General features: G+C 38.1%; 20 protein-coding genes and 1 pseudogene. 10 read left to right on the plus strand and 11 right to left on the minus strand.

The window, feature by feature from the left end; all coding sequences use genetic code 11:
- A complete protein-coding gene (locus DWZ03_RS05685; RefSeq protein WP_120129462.1) occupies positions 1-933 on the minus strand; it encodes an IS1595 family transposase in 933 nt (310 codons plus the stop codon).
- Between the two features lie 211 nt (positions 934-1,144).
- Here DWZ03_RS05685 and DWZ03_RS19955 point away from each other — a divergent pair, with 211 nt between their 5' ends.
- The 3 genes from DWZ03_RS19955 to DWZ03_RS05705 all read left to right on the plus strand — a co-directional run bounded on the left by DWZ03_RS19955 (position 1,145) and on the right by DWZ03_RS05705 (position 3,451).
- Positions 1,145-1,291, plus strand: coding sequence for a hypothetical protein (locus tag DWZ03_RS19955; RefSeq protein WP_165859851.1), 147 nt, complete (start codon positions 1,145-1,147; stop codon positions 1,289-1,291).
- 372 nt (positions 1,292-1,663) lie between these two features.
- The gene (locus tag DWZ03_RS05695; protein WP_120129189.1) at positions 1,664-2,377 is read left to right on the plus strand and encodes a DUF4236 domain-containing protein; all 714 of its coding nucleotides are present in this window, start codon (positions 1,664-1,666) and stop codon (positions 2,375-2,377) included.
- Positions 2,378-2,986: 609 nt separating this feature from the next.
- Complete coding sequence (locus DWZ03_RS05705; RefSeq protein ID WP_133303152.1) at positions 2,987-3,451, plus strand: hypothetical protein; 465 nt, start codon at positions 2,987-2,989, stop codon at positions 3,449-3,451.
- A gap of 206 nt (positions 3,452-3,657) precedes the next feature.
- Here DWZ03_RS05705 and DWZ03_RS05715 read toward each other — a convergent pair whose 3' ends face one another.
- The 9 genes and pseudogenes from DWZ03_RS05715 to DWZ03_RS05755 form a co-directional block, all read right to left on the minus strand.
- Complete coding sequence (locus DWZ03_RS05715) at positions 3,658-4,479, minus strand: DNA/RNA non-specific endonuclease (protein WP_120129464.1); 822 nt, start codon at positions 4,477-4,479, stop codon at positions 3,658-3,660.
- Positions 4,480-4,718: 239 nt separating this feature from the next.
- Positions 4,719-5,372, minus strand: a pseudogene (locus DWZ03_RS05720) (hypothetical protein).
- Positions 5,372-6,271: a relaxase/mobilization nuclease domain-containing protein gene (locus DWZ03_RS05725; RefSeq protein WP_120129200.1), complete on the minus strand. Its 900-nt coding sequence runs from the start codon at positions 6,269-6,271 to the stop codon at positions 5,372-5,374. Before DWZ03_RS05725 ends, DWZ03_RS05720 begins: the two are co-directional and overlap by 1 nt.
- Positions 6,255-6,623, minus strand: coding sequence for a MobC family plasmid mobilization relaxosome protein (locus DWZ03_RS05730; RefSeq protein ID WP_120129467.1), 369 nt, complete (start codon positions 6,621-6,623; stop codon positions 6,255-6,257). Before DWZ03_RS05730 ends, DWZ03_RS05725 begins: the two co-directional genes overlap by 17 nt.
- Positions 6,624-6,724: 101 nt before the next feature.
- On the minus strand, positions 6,725-8,530 hold the full coding sequence (locus DWZ03_RS05735; RefSeq protein WP_120129202.1) for a DUF3987 domain-containing protein: 1,806 nt from the start codon (positions 8,528-8,530) through the stop codon (positions 6,725-6,727).
- On the minus strand, positions 8,481-9,080 hold the full coding sequence (locus DWZ03_RS05740; protein WP_120129205.1) for a BT4734/BF3469 family protein: 600 nt from the start codon (positions 9,078-9,080) through the stop codon (positions 8,481-8,483). The genes DWZ03_RS05735 and DWZ03_RS05740 overlap by 50 nt, the downstream gene beginning before the upstream one ends.
- Positions 9,077-9,430 (minus strand): methylation-associated defense system helix-turn-helix domain-containing protein MAD1, encoded by a 354-nt coding sequence (gene mads1, locus DWZ03_RS05745; protein WP_120129209.1) that lies wholly within the window; start codon positions 9,428-9,430, stop codon positions 9,077-9,079. The genes DWZ03_RS05740 and mads1 overlap by 4 nt, the downstream gene beginning before the upstream one ends.
- A gap of 312 nt (positions 9,431-9,742) precedes the next feature.
- On the minus strand, positions 9,743-11,005 hold the full coding sequence (locus tag DWZ03_RS05750; RefSeq protein ID WP_087321791.1) for a site-specific integrase: 1,263 nt from the start codon (positions 11,003-11,005) through the stop codon (positions 9,743-9,745).
- On the minus strand, positions 11,002-11,547 hold the full coding sequence (locus tag DWZ03_RS05755; RefSeq protein WP_120129211.1) for a helix-turn-helix domain-containing protein: 546 nt from the start codon (positions 11,545-11,547) through the stop codon (positions 11,002-11,004). The genes DWZ03_RS05750 and DWZ03_RS05755 overlap by 4 nt, the downstream gene beginning before the upstream one ends.
- A gap of 517 nt (positions 11,548-12,064) precedes the next feature.
- On the opposite strand from DWZ03_RS05755, the gene DWZ03_RS05760 reads away from it, so the two are divergent.
- From DWZ03_RS05760 to DWZ03_RS05790, 7 genes are all read left to right on the plus strand, one after another.
- The gene (locus tag DWZ03_RS05760; protein ID WP_057280658.1) at positions 12,065-12,811 is read left to right on the plus strand and encodes a hypothetical protein; all 747 of its coding nucleotides are present in this window, start codon (positions 12,065-12,067) and stop codon (positions 12,809-12,811) included.
- A gap of 99 nt (positions 12,812-12,910) precedes the next feature.
- The gene (locus DWZ03_RS05765) at positions 12,911-13,117 is read left to right on the plus strand and encodes a helix-turn-helix domain-containing protein (protein ID WP_016272796.1); all 207 of its coding nucleotides are present in this window, start codon (positions 12,911-12,913) and stop codon (positions 13,115-13,117) included.
- A gap of 9 nt (positions 13,118-13,126) precedes the next feature.
- Positions 13,127-15,451: an EcoAI/FtnUII family type I restriction enzme subunit R gene (hsdR, locus tag DWZ03_RS05770; RefSeq protein WP_120129214.1), complete on the plus strand. Its 2,325-nt coding sequence runs from the start codon at positions 13,127-13,129 to the stop codon at positions 15,449-15,451.
- A gap of 2 nt (positions 15,452-15,453) precedes the next feature.
- Complete coding sequence (locus DWZ03_RS05775; protein WP_057280660.1) at positions 15,454-16,962, plus strand: class I SAM-dependent DNA methyltransferase; 1,509 nt, start codon at positions 15,454-15,456, stop codon at positions 16,960-16,962.
- A 15-nt stretch (positions 16,963-16,977) separates the two neighbouring features.
- Positions 16,978-17,994 (plus strand): hypothetical protein, encoded by a 1,017-nt coding sequence (locus DWZ03_RS05780; protein ID WP_057280661.1) that lies wholly within the window; start codon positions 16,978-16,980, stop codon positions 17,992-17,994.
- The gene (locus DWZ03_RS05785) at positions 17,987-18,463 is read left to right on the plus strand and encodes a Fic family protein (protein WP_057280662.1); all 477 of its coding nucleotides are present in this window, start codon (positions 17,987-17,989) and stop codon (positions 18,461-18,463) included. The genes DWZ03_RS05780 and DWZ03_RS05785 overlap by 8 nt, the downstream gene beginning before the upstream one ends.
- Entirely contained in the window at positions 18,460-19,965 is a 1,506-nt protein-coding gene (locus tag DWZ03_RS05790; protein WP_120129217.1) for a restriction endonuclease subunit S, read from the plus strand. Before DWZ03_RS05785 ends, DWZ03_RS05790 begins: the two co-directional genes overlap by 4 nt.
- Here the strand turns inward: DWZ03_RS05790 and DWZ03_RS20165 are convergent.
- Positions 19,945-20,556 (minus strand): restriction endonuclease subunit S (locus tag DWZ03_RS20165; protein WP_243634948.1); only part of this gene is annotated, 612 nt, incomplete at its 5' end. The genes DWZ03_RS05790 and DWZ03_RS20165 overlap by 21 nt on opposite strands.

Below are 20,556 nucleotides of genomic sequence, written 5' to 3' on the forward strand. Positions count from 1 at the left end.
TTAAGCCGCTGATTTTCTGATTTGCTTGTATGTATAACGTGTGTCAGCGCAGCAGAGGAAACAGTTAAATCGGTCTGAATTGCTGATGTCCCTCAGATTATACCTATACACGAACTCATCAACATATTTCTGCAAATACTTTTTGAGCAGAGTTCTGTATGTGCCTTTGACCATACGCTTGAAATGCGTCCAAGCTCCCTCTATTCTATTGGTTGTTATATGTTCATAGCTGTATAATTTCTTACTATGGTCAACGTAGAAACGGGTATAAGTAAAGCCTATTTGATTGTAGGCATCATTCTCATCTGTATATATGATTGCATTGGGGTGTATGTATTCTTTAATGAATGCAGACAGGGTATCGGATTTTGTATCAGGAGTAACTCTGGCATTCATCAAATTTTCACGTTGTATCATCCCAACGACTGGTGCTTTATCTTTGTGGGAGCGTCCTTGTGAATGAGGCACTTTCTTATCCCAATGACGATTGCCGTTTCTTCCGCCAACAAGGGTTTCGTCTATTTCAACTGCTTCTTCTAAGAAGTTCTCATTGGCGAGGCGCATTGCATGACGTATTTTATGCAACATATACCATGCTGTCTTTTGCGTTACTTCTATATCATTTGCGAGTTGGTAGGAAGAAAGACCTATTTTGTGATTGGTAACAAGCCAAATGGCAATAAACCATTTACGCAAACTTATCTTTGTCTTTTCAAACATCGTACCTGTGCGAACGGTAAAGTTCTTGCCTGTATTCTTACAGCGATATTTGCCACTTTTCAGTTTATAAACTTTAGAGGTCTTGTCAAATGGTGAAACAGGTTTTCCATGCCAATTAATGGCTTCAAGATGTTTAATACAGGCTTCTTCCGTAGGAAATAATTCGTAAAGAGCCATGATTGATTTAGCATTAAGTTTGAATGGGTCTTTCATAAGGCTGTCCTCCAAATTTTAATGATGTTACAATTTACAAAGATTGATTGGTTCAACAATGAGTCCACGGAGAAAATCTTGATAAAAATCTGATAACCTCCTTGCGTATAACGAAAAATTGAGGACGGAGTAACTCGAATTTGAGTTAAAGATTGTGAAAGATGCTATGGAAAGAATACGTTATACTTTTATAATTAAAATTTATAGAAGTATGAAAGCATTAATTGAAAAGAAAGTAGTTCGAGAGCCTTATGCTCCGAGTGAAGATTTAAATGGAAAGATGGTGTCTGAAACTGCCACCATCTATTTCCTTAGATTGCCTATTTTTAAGCGTACAACGATTATGAAACTTTCGTAACCGCTTTAATAGGTAGTTTTACAGAGTACTCAAATTTATTATTTAAAGAACTATAAAAGACAGCTTGTATATATCCATTTTCAATATATACCACTGTCATTTTCACGTTCGGTTCAGAATTTAAGTATACAACATCTCCAATTTTTAATTCCATAAGATTTATATTTTAATTTGCTCTAAGGTACGGAATAAGTTTGAAATAGCAAATCGAAAATGGAGATAAAAACGTTAATAAAATAGAAAAAGACTGGTTCGGGGATTTCCCGACTCCAGCCTTTCTATGATTTTCCAGTGTAGATATGTGTATCAGTACCAAAATTTTTGCTTTTAGAGTATAAATTTTAATTTTGCAAGCAAAATTCGCGAAAGAGAATGGGTTTATATTGGCGTAGAAGCACTAAAATTCTTCCAGGTGTACGAATTAACTGGAGCAAAAATGGACCAAGCATATCAATGGGATCTAAAGGAGCAAAGGTGAACATTGGCAAGCGTGGAACTTATGTATCTGGAGGCATTCTAGGCACGGGGCTTTATTACCGTCAAAAAGTGGGTGGAGGATCAAAATCAAATAGTTCTTCAACTACTGGAACAAATCCTCCAACCAGTGCCACTACTCAGACAACATTTGGATTCTCAAAACAGGGTTGCCTTGTGTTCATTGTTGTGTCTGTAATTCTTTCGTTGCTACTTTCAAGCAACTTCATAACAGCTGCATTGGTTGCAGTAATTGCTGGATTATATTGGTTCTTCATGTCACGAAAGAAGGCTTCTACTCCACAACCAAACACGAATGCAACACGACCTACGCAGCCTGTTCCAATTTCACCCCCATCTACACCAACTCCTTTTCAATCGGCTCCTTCGTCTAACGATATTGATGTAAAGGTTGCTGTAGCCGAAGTTGAGCATCTTATTACTGAGATTGACAATACGACAGACAAGGTGAAACTACCATCAATCTACCGTAAGCTCATGTCAATCATCTATAAGTTGGAGAAAATAAATGGCGTTGAAATTAAAGGACTTCCGATTGAGATAGCAAAGAAACGTATATTAGAAAACTATCGCAGACGCTTGAACTCTTAAAGATGTAAATTTATGCAATATGTTATAGCCATAGTTATAATAGCCATCATATTATATTGGACTTGGGAAATTCTTCTCATGTTGTTTCTATTGTACGGAATAGGAATAATTGCCAAATCTATATATAAAAGTTCGAGCACACATGCTGTGCTTTACATGTATTTGTGGATAGTATATGGCGGATTTGCCTTCCTTCTTCTATGTTTACCAATTACACATGTGCGCTGGTTCAAAGGCGAAAGGACTTGGTTGGAAAAATTGTATAATACAGAGTATCTGTCTAAGAATAGAAAAAGATTGCGATAAATACATAGCATTTATTTTAGTAAACCAATTAAACGAATGTAAAATCCATCCATCTACAGAGATATATAATCTGTATAATAGAATTGCGAGTCAAAATGCCGAGAATTTGTATCTTGATTTTCGTGTCGGATCGCTTGCTAAAACATTCTATGATATGAACAAGAACGAATATGACAATGATTACTACCGGTATTCATATATGTATCCAGAGGTTTATGATAATGAATTCAAGAAGTACGAATTGCTTGATGGAGTGAATTTTATATTAGATGGTATTTTCATAAAAAAAGGTTACAAGGCGTTGTGTTACGTGACTCGGAGAGTAGTTCTGAAGACGGATGCTTTAAGGCGGAAAAGTTATCTAAGGCAATTAGAAAGAAATTTGGAAATCCTATAGAGACCTCAAAAGATTCGGTTAATTATATAGCAAAGTGGTTGTTTGATGATAAACATATTATAGTGACCTCGATACGTGAATTTAATGGGAATGGTGATGATGATACATATTATTCGTATTACAACGAGTCTCAACGCTTCATAGGCGTCATAATATATAATGCTCATTCCGTCATACCTTTAATCGAACAAGAAAGATTAGCACGTAGAGAAGCTGCAAGAGTCGCAAAAGAACAGAAAAAGAAGAAGCAAGAACAAGCACGGAAAGCATTACTAAAACAACAAGAAGAACAAAAAGCTGTTCGTCAGAAAGAAATTGCAGATAGCATTTTTGCAGCAAAAAAGAAAAACGACATTCAAAATGGTTTCTAATAATTTTATAATGCATATAGTATCAGCGACTACAGCAATTATATCGTTGATATTACTTATGGCATCTGTATATTATGGTTTGTATGAACAATGGATTTATGTGGCAATTTGCATTGTTGCCATCGTATTGGATTTCTACATCCATATGACGTTAGTAAATAAAATCAACAATAAATACTATAATAAACAGGCTAAGTCAAAGAAAACTACCAATCTGAAAGATTAGCGTTGGACTCAACCTTTTCTTCTATATCGTCTGGTAAATTATAGAAGAAGTCAAAACCTGTGATACGTTCAACTTGGTCAACGCTATTAACATAACTTGACTGTGGATTGTTGCATGGATGATTTTTGTAGATAAAGCCAATAGCTTTTGGCGTGCCATTCATGCACAGAACCACCTTGAAGAATCCTTCAGGAACAGTCACGTTGTTAGGACCAATCGTTTCGTGCTTACCCTTATACAAAATGGGGCCTGCAACAATGTAGATGTCACCATACTTGTTAGCCCAATTACGGCAAGCGATCTCCAACTCATTCCAATCACCACAGTTAAGATTATGATCCTGTGGACATATATTTGTAAGGAAAAACGACTCCTTCATTGGCTCAAATCCCCATTTGTTGTCACCTGCGGGACACATGTGACCACGGTCATAACCAGAACCTTTGTAATCAACAAGTTCTGCTCGTGGCGCAGGCACCTCATCATCTACAATAAAGTTTGACAATCTCCTCTGATCACCATTTGTGTGGTCTGAAATTAAATGCCAAGCCACCCACTTCGGAATTTTATTCACCTTGTCATATGAGGTAGTATAAGTAGTCCTCTTTAGGATAAAATCGTTGTCAGAATAGGCCGGAACCTCCAAACCTTGATAATTTTGTTGGCTGATGCTTACGGATTCTGTTGCATTTTGCGTTAAGATTGTTTGTTTTGCCTCTGGTGATTCCTGTGCATTTGCAAACATCCCAATTATTATCTGGTCTATCTTTCCTGGTTGACAGCCAAACAAGGAAAAAGACATTATAGTAGTTAGGAGTAATCGTATCATAAATACATGCTTATTTTTTGCCTGAGCGCAAAGTTATAAAATTCACACAAAATAGGCAAAACTATTCATTTTTTCTTTTCCTAAATAATACATGTTTCCCCAAAATAGAAAAATCAAAACTTACCAAACCGTAGAAAATAATGATTGCCTTATGGTTCAGAACCGAATGCATCACACAAAAAGACTAATAATAATCATAGAGTGAAGATGCTTTACTTGGTTCTAATTTGAGATTTTTCATAAGTCATTTCCTGTAAATGCTGATATTGTTCTTTCACCGCCCGATACATCGAATAATACGCAAAGGCTTCTTCTCAATGCTTCATGCTACTAACCGATGCTACAACAGCCCACGTAACAATAATGACAATAAAGGCTACAACATATCGGAACTTTATATGATAGCCACGTATAAACATCCCATTGATATTGGGTGGAATAACCGTTACTGGAATTTTCAACTCATTAATTTTGGCAAATATCTCATCCTGCCGTTTTAATATGCTTTCGGTATTTGCCTCGATAGCCATACGATTGAGGTTGTAATCGCAAACGTGTCGATAAAGATATTCAAGAAATTTAGACTTTTGCTTGAATAATTCAATGAGTTTCGGAAACCACAGCGAAAATGGTAAAGTGTCCGGTTGCTGTTTCCAAACATGTCGCTTTACCACAGACAAGGCTTCATTCCAGCAAGCACAGAAACTTTTGGCGACTCCATTATAAATGGTCTTTTCATCAAAGTCCACTTTTACAGATTGCTCTGGTTTAGGAACTGTAGTATTCTGTTTTTCAATACACTCTTTAAGCTCGTTGATACTTTGGCGCAAATTTACCAGATTTGCTGCTACTACATCTTCTTTCATTATCTTCTACGTTTTGAGGGTTTATAAAAAGGTTCGTGTCTTTGGTTATCCTTGTCTTTGTCGTCTCGCCATCCCTGTTCATTACTTGTTCCTCCACCTCCACCGGAAGTTATGGCTTGATGAGGTTGAACAACCAGTTCCGCTGCCACATTGCCCAACGTAACGCAAAGGCGATTAAAACTCAAATCACGGTCAAGTTTAGAACCTGCTATACTATACTCATTTTGACAGAATGATATGCCACGAATTTTATCAGAGTTATCTGTATGATTAAAGCGCATATCTATACCCAGACCTTTGAGAAGGCCAAGAAAATCATCCCATGAACAAGATACAGCCAGTGCATCAAGAGTTGCAGAACGTAGATTATACTTCCGTAATTGATAAGGGCGCAAACGACTCTTGTTTCTGGCTTTACTATTCTTAGGAGCAAAGTACAGTTCATATTCTTTAGTCAAAGCCCGACATACTTTCGTATTATGTATTCTTTCATTGCTGTCAGAAATGAGATTGCCATCATTGTTTATCCGGTTAAATACTAAATGACAATGAGGATGTTTCGTGTCGTGATGTCGGGCTATAATATATTGAGTATTGCGAATCCCCATTTGTTCCATCCATTTCTTAGCAATCTCTACCATCAGCGCATTCCCTTCTTCATTATCAGGAAAACGGCTAATATCTTGCGAAGAGAAAGCAAGTGATACGTGCTTCACAGGACTCTTTACTTTCGGGCGTATGGATGCTTGAAGGTAAAAAGAATCGGCAATCAACTTATTGCTAATAGCACATACTCCTTCGTGCGCTAAAAGTGTAGCGCATTTCTTCTTGTCCTTTTGGTCGTTGGCATAGTTTACAATACCTCCGAAATCAACTCTTGTTTTAATCTTTGCTATCATGACAGGTATTCTTTACTTGGGTGATAATTCTACTAACTTCCGAGATAATCGAAAAACACTGTTGTTTGACTGTTTCCAATCCATAGATGTGCATCTGATGTGCAATCTGATTGACGTTATTAGCGATACCGGAAAGGTCACGGATTGCCGATACCATTTCCGGACTGATACGCTGACAGACCAGACAATCCATTGCTGCCTGATGGCAAAATTCATTGACAGACAATCCTGCTTGTTCCGCTTTGGATTGGATATAGATATAGTCGTTCTCGGTAAACATTACCCGAAAACATTTCGTGCGTTTCTGATAACTCGCCAACTTAGGGCGACCGCCAAGTTTCTTCTCCTTCATATTTATCTTAACTTTCATGTTCACAAATTGATCTTTTGAGAGTGGCAGTTCCATCCGTTTACCGCATAGGTTTTAGTGACACTAAAACACAAACTTGCCACTCAAAAAATCTTCCTATATTTCCCCTGCTCTATCCGGCATAGCTTACCATCTTTAATAAAGGCTTCTATCCACTTGTTTGCCGTACTTCCATTTTCGCCCAAAGATGAAACCAGTGCATCATAATCCTTCTTTGTGAAAGTATCGGGTAACATATTATAAAGGGTATTCCTTCGTGCATAAACACCAATCTCTTGCGAAGCGGAATTGAATTGTTTGGACTGATTTCCTGACAAATTCTGATAAATGAATACGGCATGATAAAGTAAGGTTTCGCAAATACTCATGGCTATAGAATAGTCATACTCATGGCAAACCAATTGCTCTACCTCGTCAAGTGAGGAAGAATTACGATGTACATTCTCCAAATGCCGGACAGCGGTCAACACCATCATTATACGATAAGCAATCAGTCCCATCCGTCTGACTACACCTTGCATCTTGTTATCTACTTCGTCACAACATTCCTCATTCACACGACTGAGATATTCAATAAACTGTTCCTGCAAATCAGAGGGAAGAGAAAAGGAATAATTACCCTGCCGTACAAATTCCTCATGCAAATGACAGAATTTATCTCCCAATAGTTTGAACATGGCATTCTTGGATTGGGAAATATCATTTGTGGCAAACACGTTTCTTATACCTCGTTTGAAGCGGATAATATAGAAACAAAAGCAACTCATCAATCCGTTCTCTGCATCAGGTATCAATCTTCTTACCTGTTCAGGAGTTCCAGCCAAAGCGACTGACACTCTCGGATTAGCTACTTCGCAATACTCCCTGTCCTTACGCCGGCTCAAACTGACCAACTCATGGTGAAATGCTTTTCGCAACACATCGGAATAGTTACCATAGTCCGACTTCAAAGTCTGACTTAACGTGTCACCCTCCGATTCAAATAACAGTCCGATACCGTCATTATCTCCCAATATCTTCAAGAAAGAGCTTGCGCTGCTATTGGCAGGAATGACGAGCATACGCATGGGCGGTTCTGTTGGCATAGTCATTCCATCTGTTTTCTTACCTTTGATATAAGTGCTCATCGCTTCTTTGTATTCCTGTTCCATCCGCTTTGAAAGTTCATGCAAATTACGGTTAATGGGAGCTACCAATTCTCGGCATAAGGTCAATGCTCCTTTTCCCATACCGGCATCTGCCACTACAAATAGATACAGATTCGGATAAACAATACGCTCATCGTACACTCCACAAACATTATGAAAGCATACCGACAAACATACAATAGCCCCAATCAATATTGTATCACGGTCATCTACCGAAATGGAGTTATTGACAACCTCATTTAGAAAAGGAGGAAGGTGTTCAAACACACATTCAGGAAATGCAGGAAGTTCTTCCTCTGATTTTATCCATTTACCCGTTTTACCATTTTGAATATTTGGCAAAATGGATAAACGCTCTTTATTGAACGAAGCCAATAAGATTCCGGCTTGATTTGCCAAATGGAAGAAAGAACGGATAGTAATGCCTTGCCCTTTGGAGTGCAGACAATGCGTATATTGTTTATCCGTTTCTTCCCTTTGATAGGTAGGGTAAAACCTGCTAATGCGGTGATAATACTCCCGTCCGTTCTCTCCCAATCCATCTACAAGTGCAAAGCCCAACTCTACCCAATCTTTATAATTAGAGGCTATATCAATGGCACGCCGTTCTATCTCCCGAACAACACTTTCCACATCTTCCTCTACCTTATCATATATAGGGGTAATACTTGGTGTATGTGCTTGTTGTATTTCAGAAGGGACATTCTCCCAATCTTGGGCGGAAAATATTTTCTTCGACATCATCTTTGTATTTAGGGTTAATATATGCTTGTGGGTCGTATGGAAGGAGGCATGAACGAGCCACATCACTGCCGGACATATCCACTGATGGCAAGCCTGTTGCTTTGATACAGTTGGCAACAGCCTTGAAGTACCGAGAATGTTCCCAGCCTTTCAAGTCAACAGGTATTATCCACTTCAAGCCACTACCGGATGGGCTGACAAATAACAGTTCCGTATCAAAATACTCATGATTGAGTAATTGCTGTTTTAGCTCCACGATATTCTCCACATGGTCAAAATCCAGACACATCAATCCTGAGTGCATAATCAGTTCCTTCCCATTCCGTTTGCGGAATAATCCCGAAAAAGTACAATAGTCGAAATGGATGGCTTTGTATCTTTTGGATTCGGAAGAAGATAGCATCAAACGCAGGGATTCAGTTTGTGGTTGCGCATAATGCCCGATGATATAGCGATACACATCCACAATGCCTACCGCCCTTATCGGTTCGATGTTTTGGATGGGCTTACGAAAGAACGAAAAGCAATAATCTGTCGTTTCCATCATCTGATAATCTTTTTAGATTCGACAAATCGTCTGGCTTCTTCCATTAAGTCATCTTGGGTCTTGTGCGATTTGTTCTTCAACCAATCGTCAATCTCCGATTGCAGGAAAGCCAAAGCCTTATTTATTTTATGTACGGGAATCTGTTTGGTAGATACCCATCCATAAACTGTCTGTTTGGCTGGATGTGATGGCAGATAAGTACAAAGCTCATCTATATCCATCCACTTAGGTGAATTACTTGCCTGCTTATGTTGCAAGGCATTTACTTTGGATTGTAGTACTTCTACGGACTCAATCAGGTAGGACAACGCATTCGGCATTTCCTCCAATGAATTTACTTTATAAGCCATTTTCTTCGTATTAAAGTTGATGCCGCAAAAGTATAGGGATGTTTATGAGTGCTAAATAGGTGCTTAACCACCACCAATCAACCGCTCATTTACCACTGACAGATTTAAGTTTCATTAATACGAGAATTTATTGGAAAACATAATAAAAGGGGAATAAACTATTATTGGGACTAACACATTCCTCACCGAAAGTCTCAATGCTACAAAACACCCCTCAAAAAGCCGATGCTTCATGAGGGGCAAATGGTGGTAAGTATATGATTGGTATTACATAAGTCGTTGGTGCTCAATGGTGGATATAACCACCACAACCTATAAATCCAAATTTTCTATATACAGTGTATTGGCGGCTTTCTCCTTTTGTTCGTTTACAAGATGCGTATAAATCTGCGTAGTTTTGACGTTTGTATGTCCCATCAAAGACTTGATTGTGTATATGTCAACGCCATTTTCCAGCAACAGCGAAGCGTAGCTATGTCGCCCACAATGGAAGGTGATGTGCTTCTTGATACCGGATGCTTCTATCCAGACTTTCAGAGGACGAGAAATCCAAGAGGCATCGGTCAGTCCTTCAAAAACAAGTGCTTCATCATCGTTTGGACGTATGCCACATAATTGAAGTGCTTGTTGGATGACAGGCTTGTAATCCGGTCTTTTTGTCTTTTGCTGTACAACGACCGCTTGCCATGTTCCCTTACTTGTTTGTTGAATCTGTTTCCATTTCAAAGATTGAATATCACTATGGCGCAATCCTGTGAGAATAGAGAACAAGAACGCACGTTTCAAAACATCATCCTTGCAAGGGGTATCAACCAACATTTGCACCTCATTCATGGTAAGTGCAACACGGGGTTTCTCAATGTTTGTTATTCCCTTTACTTTTGCACTTATATCAACAGTGAGATATTCATCAATGAATGCCTGTTTCAGTCCGGCTTTGAGTATAGAGAAATAAGTCGATGCCGTGTTTTGTGAGATAGTACCTTTCTTATTCCCTCCCATTGGAGCACGCAGAAGGAACATCTTTATATCTTCAAGCAGTTTAACTGAAATCGTCTTGAATGGAATTGGCTGCCCTTGTGAATACATTTTCAATAATTCGCCTACACGCCTCCAGTTGACTATAATCGAATCGGAACTATTGGGATGACGTGTGCTTATAATACCATTGAAATACTTGATAAAGTCCTGTTCGCTCCGCTCATTCTGTGCAGCGATTTCGTTTTCCTTATCAGTGTATAGGATGGCACTATCGTATTCATGCTGCCGTAACTTCCGCACATTGTCGGCATAGATACAAGCCTCTTGGTCTATCGTTGAACGGCATTGAATAATCCCATTCAAATCACGCTTAGGCTTATAGTTGAATGTTCCATCTGGCAAAATACGTGCAATGGACGATTTGTCCCAAACAGGCGTGGATATAGTCCGGTTAATGGATTCCACCACACGGCTTGCTCGTTTAGAACCTCGCTTATAAACTGGGTATGATTCTATAATCAGATACCACTCTTCTTTATAATTCGACCTTCTGAGCTTGACGGTCACTTTGGTATTAGGTAATGCTTTCTTCATAACGACTTATATAATTTATCAATTTCAGATTTGGGAACATAAACATAGTTACCGATTTGGCGTGTAGGAATAGAATGACGGCGTATGTGCTTAAATACACTGCTGTCATTGATATGGAACTTCTTTGCGATCTCTCCGATGGTATAACAATCTTTGGGTTCAAAGGACAATGCTTCCTTTTTTCTCTTTCTACTCCCTGCCTTTGTTTTGAAGTGTTCATCCATATACTGCCGACTAAGGCGTATCAGACGCTGGCCAAAATTGTATGACGGTATCAATCCTTGCCGTATCATACGATAAAGTACATCTTTACTAATGCCGTAAATCAACATAGCCTCTTTTACGGTTAGATACCCCTTGCAGGATGGTATTCGTCTAATCAGTGCTTGGCGTATCGCTTCTTTCTCTTTTGCGATTTGTCTTTTCTTATATGCTCTCTTGGAACAAGCAGGGCAACAATACTTCGACACTAATGTGGGAGGAGTAAAGATTTTACCACACTCCTCGCAACTTCTTTGAATGGTGTAATTTCCTCTTGGCATATTCTTCTCGTTTTAAATGGTTTATATCAATCTAAGTTGTACCTTATCGCCAAATAAGACGTGTCGCAAACATGTCGCAAATAAGAGATAAAAAAGCCCATAGAAAACACATAGCAACCATGAACCCTATAAACGTAAAAAGCGTGCAACTCATTGAGCTGCACGCTTTTGCTTATTGTTTATTATCTGTTTCCTTATCGGAATCATTTGACTTCTTCGAATATAATTACAGATGAATATCAATAATTTATATAACGCTTGGTACAAATATGATTATTTTATATCAAGATGGAGGTTTACAGGGTAGTTATTGCGTCCCAAAATCACGTAAATAAAACTTTAACTTTATTTAAGTATTTTCTTTTGTTTGCAGATGTTTTCATTTTGCTTTGGATATTTGCTCTTGTTTAGCTTTTCTTTTCATAAGCCACTGATTTGCAAAAAGGTATCTGTTTTTATCTTTCGTTTTCTATGAAAATGTGTTGTATATTTGCACACGAAATAAACAACAATAGGTATGAAGCAAAAACAATATATACTTCATTCTTTGGCAATAGAGGTCATTGCGGTGTTGCTGGCTTCGATGATTGCATTTCAAGTATGCAAGATATTTGGCATACGAATGAGTTTACTTCCATTTGTTATGGCTACCGGGTATGTCATACTAAAACTCATATATCATCTTTGTATTATCGTGGTAAGATATATTATAGAAGTCATCCCTCCATCATTCTTGGTATTAGTCAAGAAAAGAGTCAGTAAAAAGACATTGCCTTTAGCTTATTTTCCTATCTCAAACTGCGAAGAAGTTCAAAAAAAACGAATGGAGTTATTTCACTATGAATACCAGCGTGAACAACAACAGTATCAGCAGCAAAAAGAAAGAGAAGAAGACGAAAAATTAAATGTTATCCTAAAATACACACGAGATACATTCAAACGTTTTGACTTGGACGAAACAGAGATTTACCAAATTTGCGAATCTGTCCGCTATTTTGTGGCTAACCGTCAAGTGCTTTCTGTTACTGAAATTCATATCAAGAAGCGTTCCTCCCTCACACAAATCTCTTTGAAGAACTTTGCTTGGAACATCGCTTTTCAATATAATATAGGTAGAGATATGACTACATCATTTGTGATGGCGACATTTGCCGAATGGTTCGCTAACTCTACATTTGACACTGTTAGAAAAAATCTGCGCACTACTACTGGGCGGCATAAGATTGAAATTGACGAGAAAATCTTATCAAAATACGGTATCTAATCCGTTTTTTTAGCTTCCTCATAATAATTATTATCGGAAGTTACTTATACTATCAGGTAAATTATATAATTTTGCTCTTGGATTAAAACATTTTATCTCATGGCTAATTTAAACAGACTAAAAGTGGTACTTGCAGAACAACAAAAAACAGGGAAATGGCTTGCAGAACAGATTGGGAAATCTAACTGTACTGTAAGTAAATGGTGCAGTAATTCTGTTCAACCAGACCTCAAAACGCTCAACGATATAGCCAATGTTCTTAATATTGACGTGAAAGACCTAATCGTCAGCAGTAATCATAACTGATTTATTGTCATGAAAGTAAACAAGAAAGAACTCAAAGAACAAGAGATACGCACTCTGTTCATTACTCCTGCGCTCCAACGAAAAGGTTGGGCTGTAAGTGTAAATATGCGTGAAGAGTACTATTTTACAGATGGTCGAGTACTTGTTATTGGCAATCAACATTCAGTAGCAGAGGGCAAAAAAGCGGATTACCTATTATATCATAAAGGTAAGCCTATTGCTGTAGTTGAAGCCAAAGACAATAAACACGCTATTGGAGGCGGCATCCAACAAGCTATGGATTATGCCCAAATCCTTGACTTGAAATTTGCGTATTCCAGTAATGGCGATGCGTTCTTGGAACATGACTTTATCACGGGGAAAGAAACAGAAATTAAGTTAGAGGACTTTCCGACAGAGGAAGAACTATATGGCCGTTATCTTGCATCCAAAAGCTACACATCGGAGGAGCTCAATATAATAGAAACACCTTTCTACTATGATGCTCATAGCCATGAACCAAGATATTATCAACGTATAGCAGTTGACCGTACAGTAGAAGCTATCGCAAGAGGACAACAACGTGTCCTTGTAGTAATGGCAACTGGTACTGGTAAGACTTTTACTGCATTCCAGATTATCCATAAACTTCATAAGAGTAAAGCAAAGAAAAAGATACTTTATCTTGCAGACCGCAATGTTCTTATAGACCAAACAATGGTTCAGGACTTCAAACCTTTCAAGAAGCAGGGTATAATAACTAAAATAATCTCACCTAAAGAAGGAGAAGCTAAGATTAATTCTGCGTTTGAGGTGTATATGGCTTTATACCACCAATTAGTCGGAAAAGAGGGTAAACCAGATCCATTCTTGGAGGTGCAGCCAAATTTCTTTGATTTAATTATTGTCGATGAGTGTCATAGAGGAAGTGCAAAAGACGATTCCGCATGGCGCAAGGTATTGGAATATTTTAGTGCGGCTACCCAAATTGGTATGACAGCCACACCGAAAGCTGACGAAGGCGCGAACAACTTGGATTATTTCGGTGAACCAGTATATACCTATTCACTTCTTCAAGGCATTCAAGATGGTTTCTTAGCTCCATACAGGGTTACAGCAGACTTTATTAATATTGATTTACAAGGATGGACTCCAGAAGAAGGTGAAATAGATTTATTAGGCAAGGAGATTGAACAGAAACTATATCAAAGACAGAATATAGGTCGTGATCTTGCCATCAAGTTAAGGCGTAAAGTAGTAGCACATAGGATAACCCAAATGTTACATGACATTGGTCGTATGACAAAGACAATCGTATTCTGTTCTGATATTGAGGAAGCTGCCGAAATGCGGACGCTGCTTATCAATATGAATAGCGATTTATGTAAAAAGTCGCCTTACTATGTTACACGTATTGTTGGTGAGGATAAAGAAGGTAAGAAACAACTGGACAATTTCATTAGTGTAGATGAGCCTTATCCTGTAATTGTTACCACATCTGAACTTTTATCTACAGGAGTAGACTGCAAAACTTGTGGTTTAATCGTCATAGACAAAGAAATTGGTTCTATGACTGAATTTAAGCAAATCATTGGACGAGGTACACGACTTAGAAAAGACAAGGGCAAATGGCATTTGGAAATCCTTGATTTCCGCAATGCTACCGCAAAATTCAAAGATCCAGCATTTGATGGTGACCCGGAACCACCAAAAGGAGGAGGGAAAAAGCCCAAGCCTTACAAAATCATTGATACTCCAGAAACTCCAATAGTATCTGAGCCTCGTGAGAAATATCTTATCAGCGGTAAGAATATTCGCATTGCCCATGAAATCGTTTCAGTGTTAGGAGAAGATGGTAAGACGATGAGAACGGAAAGTGTTCAGTCGTTTGCTAAAAAGCAATTATTACGCCATTACCAAACTTTGGATGATTTTATCCAAACGTGGACGGAGGCAGAACGCAAACAAGCCATTATGGATGAATTGAAGGAATATGCTATTCTGATAGATGCTGTACGTGAAGCTAATTCGGCATTGAAGGATGCCGACATCTTTGATGTGATATGCCACGTTGCGTTTGACCAACCGCCATTAACAAGGAAAGAGAGAGCAAACAATGTAAAGAAGCGTAATTACTTCGGGAAGTACGAAGGTAAAGCTCGTGAAGTATTGGAGGCTCTTCTTGACAAATATGCAGAGAATGGTATTCTCGACTTTGAAAAGGCAAATATTTTGGAGATACCGCCGTTCAACAGTATAGGGAAACCAACTAAAATCATAAAGTTATTCGGTGGCAAAGTCGCTTTTGAACAAGCTATCAGAGAACTTGAATATCAAATATATAAATCAGCTTAAAAATGGCAGTAAACAACATCATAAAGCGAATCCAAAATATAATGCGCCAAGATGCTGGTATCAATGGTGACGCACAGAGAATTGAACAAATGACTTGGATGTTTTTCTTGAAAGTCTATGACACTCAGGAAGAAACATGGGAATACAAAGATGACAACTACAAGTCCATCATCCCCGAAGATTTGCGTTGGCGCAAATGGGCAGTAGATGAAAAAGACGGCGAAGCGTTGACAGGAGAAGCATTGCTCTCTTTCGTCAATGAAAAGCTGTTTCCTACTTTAAAGAATCTTCCGATAGATGCCAATACACCAAGAGCCAAAAGCATTGTTCAAGAAACATTTGCTGACTTAAACCAGTATATGAAGAATGGAACGCTTTTGCGTCAAGTGGTCAACATCGTAAATGAAATCGAATTTGACGATGCTGATGACCGCCACACATTTGGAGATATTTATGAGGGAATCTTAAAAGACTTGCAATCAGCAGGCAATGCAGGTGAGTTCTATACTCCACGTGCTTTGACAGACTTTATCGTGATGATGCTTGACCCGAAATTGGGGGAGACCTTTGGTGACTTCACCAGTGGTACAGGTGGCTTCCTTACTTCTGCTCTCAATTATATGAGTAAGAGCGTCGGTTCTGCCGAAGATGGAGAAAAACTGCAAAATGCAGTCGTGGGACAAGAATGGAAACCGCTACCTTATCTTTTGAGTATAACAAATCTGTTACTCCATGATATTGAAGCTCCCAATATAGCTAACTGTGATTCGCTTGGAACAAATATCACTGATTTCAAGGAAAGCGATAAAGTGGATGTTATCGGTATGAATCCTCCGTATGGCGGTAGCACAGAAGATAGTGTAAAAAGCAATTTCCCGGTGCAATACCGTTCAAGTGAAACTGCGGATTTATTCATAGCCCTTATCATGTACCGCCTTAAAGCTGGTGGTAGATGCGGTGTGATTATCCCAGATGGTTTCTTGTTTGGTACGGATGGAGCAAAACTTGCACTTAAAGAAAATTTACTCCGCAAGTTCAATCTGCATACTATCATCCGTTTGCCGGGTTCTATATTCTCCCCATATACCTCTATTGCAACCAACATTCTTTTCTTTAATAATGAAAAAGCCGAAGGTTGCGAAGAAGGATTCAAGACCAAAGAGACATGGTTCTATCGTTTGGATATGCCGGAAGGGTACAAACACTTCTCAAAGACCAAACCAATGAAGGTAGAACACACACTGCCTATTCAGGAATGGTGGAAAGATAGGAAAGAAATTATAAGTGACGAAGAGGGAGAAAAGAGTCGTGTGTTTACTGCTCAACAACTGATTGACTTGGATTGCAACTTTGACCAATGCAAGTTCCCGAAAGAAGAAGAAGAAATACTCCCTCCGGCAGAATTGCTCAAACAGTATTTTGAGAAACGTGCTGCACTCGACCATGAAATAGACAAAACCCTTTCTGAGATTCAAAAGATTCTCGGTATAGACATAAAATCGTGTAACTGATAATTGTGAAGTGATATGAAAGATTTGACCATCTCAAACATAGAAAGACAAAATGTACTTAACAACCGTTTTGCGGTCAGTAAGGTACAGGAGCATCTTGATATAGAAGGAATGCTCTTTGAGGGAGAATACCGCTTTACAAAAAAAATGGTTGCCGACTTTTATCAAGTTGATACATCTACAATAGATCGTTATCTGCAATCAAATTCTGATGAGCTGAAACATAATGGATATATTTTATGTAAGGGTAAACAATTGAAAGAGTTTAAGTTAGAATTTGCTCACCTTATTAATGAGGCGAGCAAAACAACGCAGCTCGGATTATTTAATTTCCGCTCTTTCTTGAATATAGGTATGCTGCTTACAGAGAGTGAGAAAGCTAAAAAAGTCCGTAGTCTTATCTTGGATTTTGTGATTACTACCATCAATGAAAAGACAGGTGGAGGAACAAAATATATTAATCGTAGAGATGTGAATTATCTTCCTGCCGCAATCACAGAAGAAAATTATCGGAAAAATCTTACTTCTGCCATCAATCAATATGTGGATGGACATCATACATATAAGTATTCTCAGATTACAGATTTTATCTACAAGGCTGTATTCAAAGAGAATGCTAAAGAATACCGAGAAGTATTAAAGTTGGATTCAAAAGACAATGTTCGACACACGTTGTATTCAGAGGTTCTATTGGTTATCTCTTCTTTTGAAAACGGAGTGGGTGCAGCCATCAGTGAACGATTTAAAGAAAATGGTGGTAAGTTGCTTACCATTGAAGAAGTGGAGCGTATTGTAAACGAACTTGCCGAACATCCAATGCAAAAACCTTATCTGAATGATGCCAGGACTAAAATGGCTTCAAGGGATTTCAGTTTCCGGGATGCGTATCATGGTAATATAGCAGATTACCTACAAGCTGTTACTCCTGAAGAGTTTGAACGATTCATCGGTGACCAGTCTATTGATTTTGACCGTATCTTAGCGGATAACAAAGATGTGCTCAAACGCTTAAAGCAGGCAGAAGATGAGTAAGGATATTATTTACATAGATTACGATGAAACCTTAAACATCTATGGCAAAATGATTGATGCCAGTGATGGTGGTTTTGAAGGAGTGCGTGATGAAGGTGGTATTCGTGCAACATTGGATTTTGTGCAAAATGATTTATACTATCCGACCTTTGCCGACAAACTAACCTATCTGATGTATAGATTCTGTTCCGGGCATTTCTTTAATGATGGGAATAAACGTATTGCACTGACTTTGGGTACATACTTCTTACATAAGAATAAATACTACTGGCACGCTTGTACATGCATGCGTACATTGGAATCTATCATATATCACGTGGCGGCATCAAACATCGACCAAGATTTGTTGCTGCGCATCGTCAATAGCTTTTTGACGAGTAAAGACTATGACGAAGAACTGAAAATAGATATTGCCAATGCCATGAGCAAAGGAGAGTTAGGAATACAAGGCGAAGATTACGAACAATGAACGGAAAACAATTAAAAAACAGCATACTTCAGTGGGCGATACAAGGAAAACTTGTACCACAAGACCCCAATGACGAACCAGCTTCTGTACTTCTTGAACGTATCAGAACAGAAAAAGCAAAGCTGGTGAAAGAAAAGAAAATCAAGAAGGACAAAAACGAATCAATCATTTATCGTGGTGAGGACAATTCCTATTATGAGAAGTTTCTTGCTACGGGAGAGGTGAAGTGCATAGATGATGAGATTCCGTTTGAGATTCCGAATGGATGGGAATGGTGCAGACTTTCGTTGCTTATTTATCCTCCCAAATATGGAACTTCAAAAAAATCGGTTCCATCTGGTATATTACCAGTTCTTAGGATGGGGAATATTCAAGACGGGGAAATTGTATTTGACAAACTCGTTTTTAGTAATGATTTAGATGATAATAAAAAGCTATTATTGCAATATGGTGATTTATTGTTTAATCGGACTAACAGTGCTGAATTAGTTGGTAAGACTGCTATTTTTAGGGGACAACGGAATGCAATATTTGCAGGGTATCTAATACTATTACGTCCCATTTTTATAAATTCGGAGTACTTAAATTTATTACTAAATACTCCGTATGCACGAGATTATTGTAATGAGGTCAAAACTATCGGTGTTCAACAATGCAATATCAATGCAGAAAAAATTTCAAATCTACTCGTTCCTATACCTAGTCTCTTTGAAACTGTAAGAATCGTAGAAAAGGTAAAAAACATAGCATTACCGATTATAAAATATGGGGAGTTGTATCAAAAATTGAAGCAACTAAATGGAGAATTACCTATTATTCTAAGAAAATCTATTCTTCAAGAGGCAATACAGGGTAAATTAGTTCCACAGATTGCAGAGGAAGGTACCGCCCAAGAATTATTCGAACAAATACGGCAAGAAAAATTGCAACTTGTCAAAGAAGGAAAACTAAAGAAGTCTGCCTTAACCGATTCTATTATCTTCAAAGGTGACGATAACAAGTATTATGAGAGGATAAATGCGCAAACCGTTGAAATTGAGCTTCCTTTTGAATATCCTAACAATTGGTCTGTGCTACGTTTGAAAGATATATGCCAACTGATAGACGGTGAAAAAAGAAACGGAAAGAGCATCTGTCTGGATGCAAAATACCTACGTGGTAAATCATCTGCTACCATTGTAGAGAAAGGAAAATTTGTCTATGCCAGAGATAACATCATTCTTGTAGATGGTGAAAATTCAGGTGAAGTTTTCACTGTTCTGCAAGATGGGTATATGGGGAGTACATTCAAACAGTTATGGCTCTCTTCGGCTATGTGGAAACCATATATTTTGGCTTTCATTCTGTTCTATAAAGAGGATTTGAGAAATTCAAAAAGAGGTGCGGCTATTCCGCACCTCAATAAAGAGTTATTCTACAATCTGCCTATTGGTATTCCACCTTATCAAGAACAGCAGCGTATTGCAGAACGGATAAATGAACTATCGCAGTTGCTCAAATAGTTTTTCTATTTGAGCAACAATGCGTTGTTGTTCTTTAATCGGAGGTAATGGTATTAATATTTCTTTTACTTTTGCTATACTTACACCACCTATAATGCCCGTTTTATTTAGGTTAAATAGTTCAAAGAACGATGGTGACTGTAGATAATAGTACATGTATTTCCCGATTCCAACAAATGGTGAGAAACAACATAACTTATTCCCAAAACATACATCTTGATTCAGTATTGCAATTTTTCTTCCGGCACTTCCACCTTCAATACACATCAATATTGAGTTATTGGGAGCAAGTCTAAAATCAGGTTCATATTGTTTCGGAATCGCAATGCCATTATCGTAAATAATCCGATTATTAAAATCAACATCCTTAGTTCCAATATAATAACGTCCTATAACATCTGTAAATTTTGATTTCTTTTCAGTTTCACTAATACTGTTGCCAGTGTAAATGTTTGCAATATGAGAAAGTCTTGTCCATACCCAATTCTTGGGAGTTTCAAAAGGTATCTGTTCTGTTATATCCAAGCACTTTTTACCTACCTGCTCATAATACTTGTTATCGTCACCACGGAAGATGACGGATTCATTGAG

Origin of the sequence: Bacteroides sp. AF29-11, from assembly GCF_003602895.1 — a bacterium.
GTDB classification, from domain to species: Bacteria; Bacteroidota; Bacteroidia; order Bacteroidales; family Bacteroidaceae; genus Bacteroides; species Bacteroides uniformis.

Excerpts from the sequence above, each read along its gene's own strand:
- DWZ03_RS05685 (WP_120129462.1), bottom strand. The coding sequence starts at position 933 with ATGAAAGACCCATTCAAACTTAATGCTAAATCAATCATGGCTCTTTAC.
- DWZ03_RS19955 (WP_165859851.1), top strand. The coding sequence starts at position 1,145 with ATGAAAGCATTAATTGAAAAGAAAGTAGTTCGAGAGCCTTATGCTCCG.
- DWZ03_RS05695 (WP_120129189.1), top strand. The coding sequence starts at position 1,664 with ATGGGTTTATATTGGCGTAGAAGCACTAAAATTCTTCCAGGTGTACGA.
- DWZ03_RS05715 (WP_120129464.1), bottom strand. The coding sequence starts at position 4,479 with ATGTCTTTTTCCTTGTTTGGCTGTCAACCAGGAAAGATAGACCAGATA.
- DWZ03_RS05725 (WP_120129200.1), bottom strand. The coding sequence starts at position 6,271 with ATGATAGCAAAGATTAAAACAAGAGTTGATTTCGGAGGTATTGTAAAC.
- DWZ03_RS05730 (WP_120129467.1), bottom strand. The coding sequence starts at position 6,623 with ATGAAGGAGAAGAAACTTGGCGGTCGCCCTAAGTTGGCGAGTTATCAG.
- DWZ03_RS05735 (WP_120129202.1), bottom strand. The coding sequence starts at position 8,530 with ATGTCGAAGAAAATATTTTCCGCCCAAGATTGGGAGAATGTCCCTTCT.
- DWZ03_RS05740 (WP_120129205.1), bottom strand. The coding sequence starts at position 9,080 with ATGATGGAAACGACAGATTATTGCTTTTCGTTCTTTCGTAAGCCCATC.
- mads1 (WP_120129209.1), bottom strand. The coding sequence starts at position 9,430 with ATGGCTTATAAAGTAAATTCATTGGAGGAAATGCCGAATGCGTTGTCC.
- DWZ03_RS05750 (WP_087321791.1), bottom strand. The coding sequence starts at position 11,005 with ATGAAGAAAGCATTACCTAATACCAAAGTGACCGTCAAGCTCAGAAGG.
- DWZ03_RS05755 (WP_120129211.1), bottom strand. The coding sequence starts at position 11,547 with ATGCCAAGAGGAAATTACACCATTCAAAGAAGTTGCGAGGAGTGTGGT.
- DWZ03_RS05760 (WP_057280658.1), top strand. The coding sequence starts at position 12,065 with ATGAAGCAAAAACAATATATACTTCATTCTTTGGCAATAGAGGTCATT.
- DWZ03_RS05765 (WP_016272796.1), top strand. The coding sequence starts at position 12,911 with ATGGCTAATTTAAACAGACTAAAAGTGGTACTTGCAGAACAACAAAAA.
- hsdR (WP_120129214.1), top strand. The coding sequence starts at position 13,127 with ATGAAAGTAAACAAGAAAGAACTCAAAGAACAAGAGATACGCACTCTG.
- DWZ03_RS05775 (WP_057280660.1), top strand. The coding sequence starts at position 15,454 with ATGGCAGTAAACAACATCATAAAGCGAATCCAAAATATAATGCGCCAA.
- DWZ03_RS05780 (WP_057280661.1), top strand. The coding sequence starts at position 16,978 with ATGAAAGATTTGACCATCTCAAACATAGAAAGACAAAATGTACTTAAC.
- DWZ03_RS05785 (WP_057280662.1), top strand. The coding sequence starts at position 17,987 with ATGAGTAAGGATATTATTTACATAGATTACGATGAAACCTTAAACATC.
- DWZ03_RS05790 (WP_120129217.1), top strand. The coding sequence starts at position 18,460 with ATGAACGGAAAACAATTAAAAAACAGCATACTTCAGTGGGCGATACAA.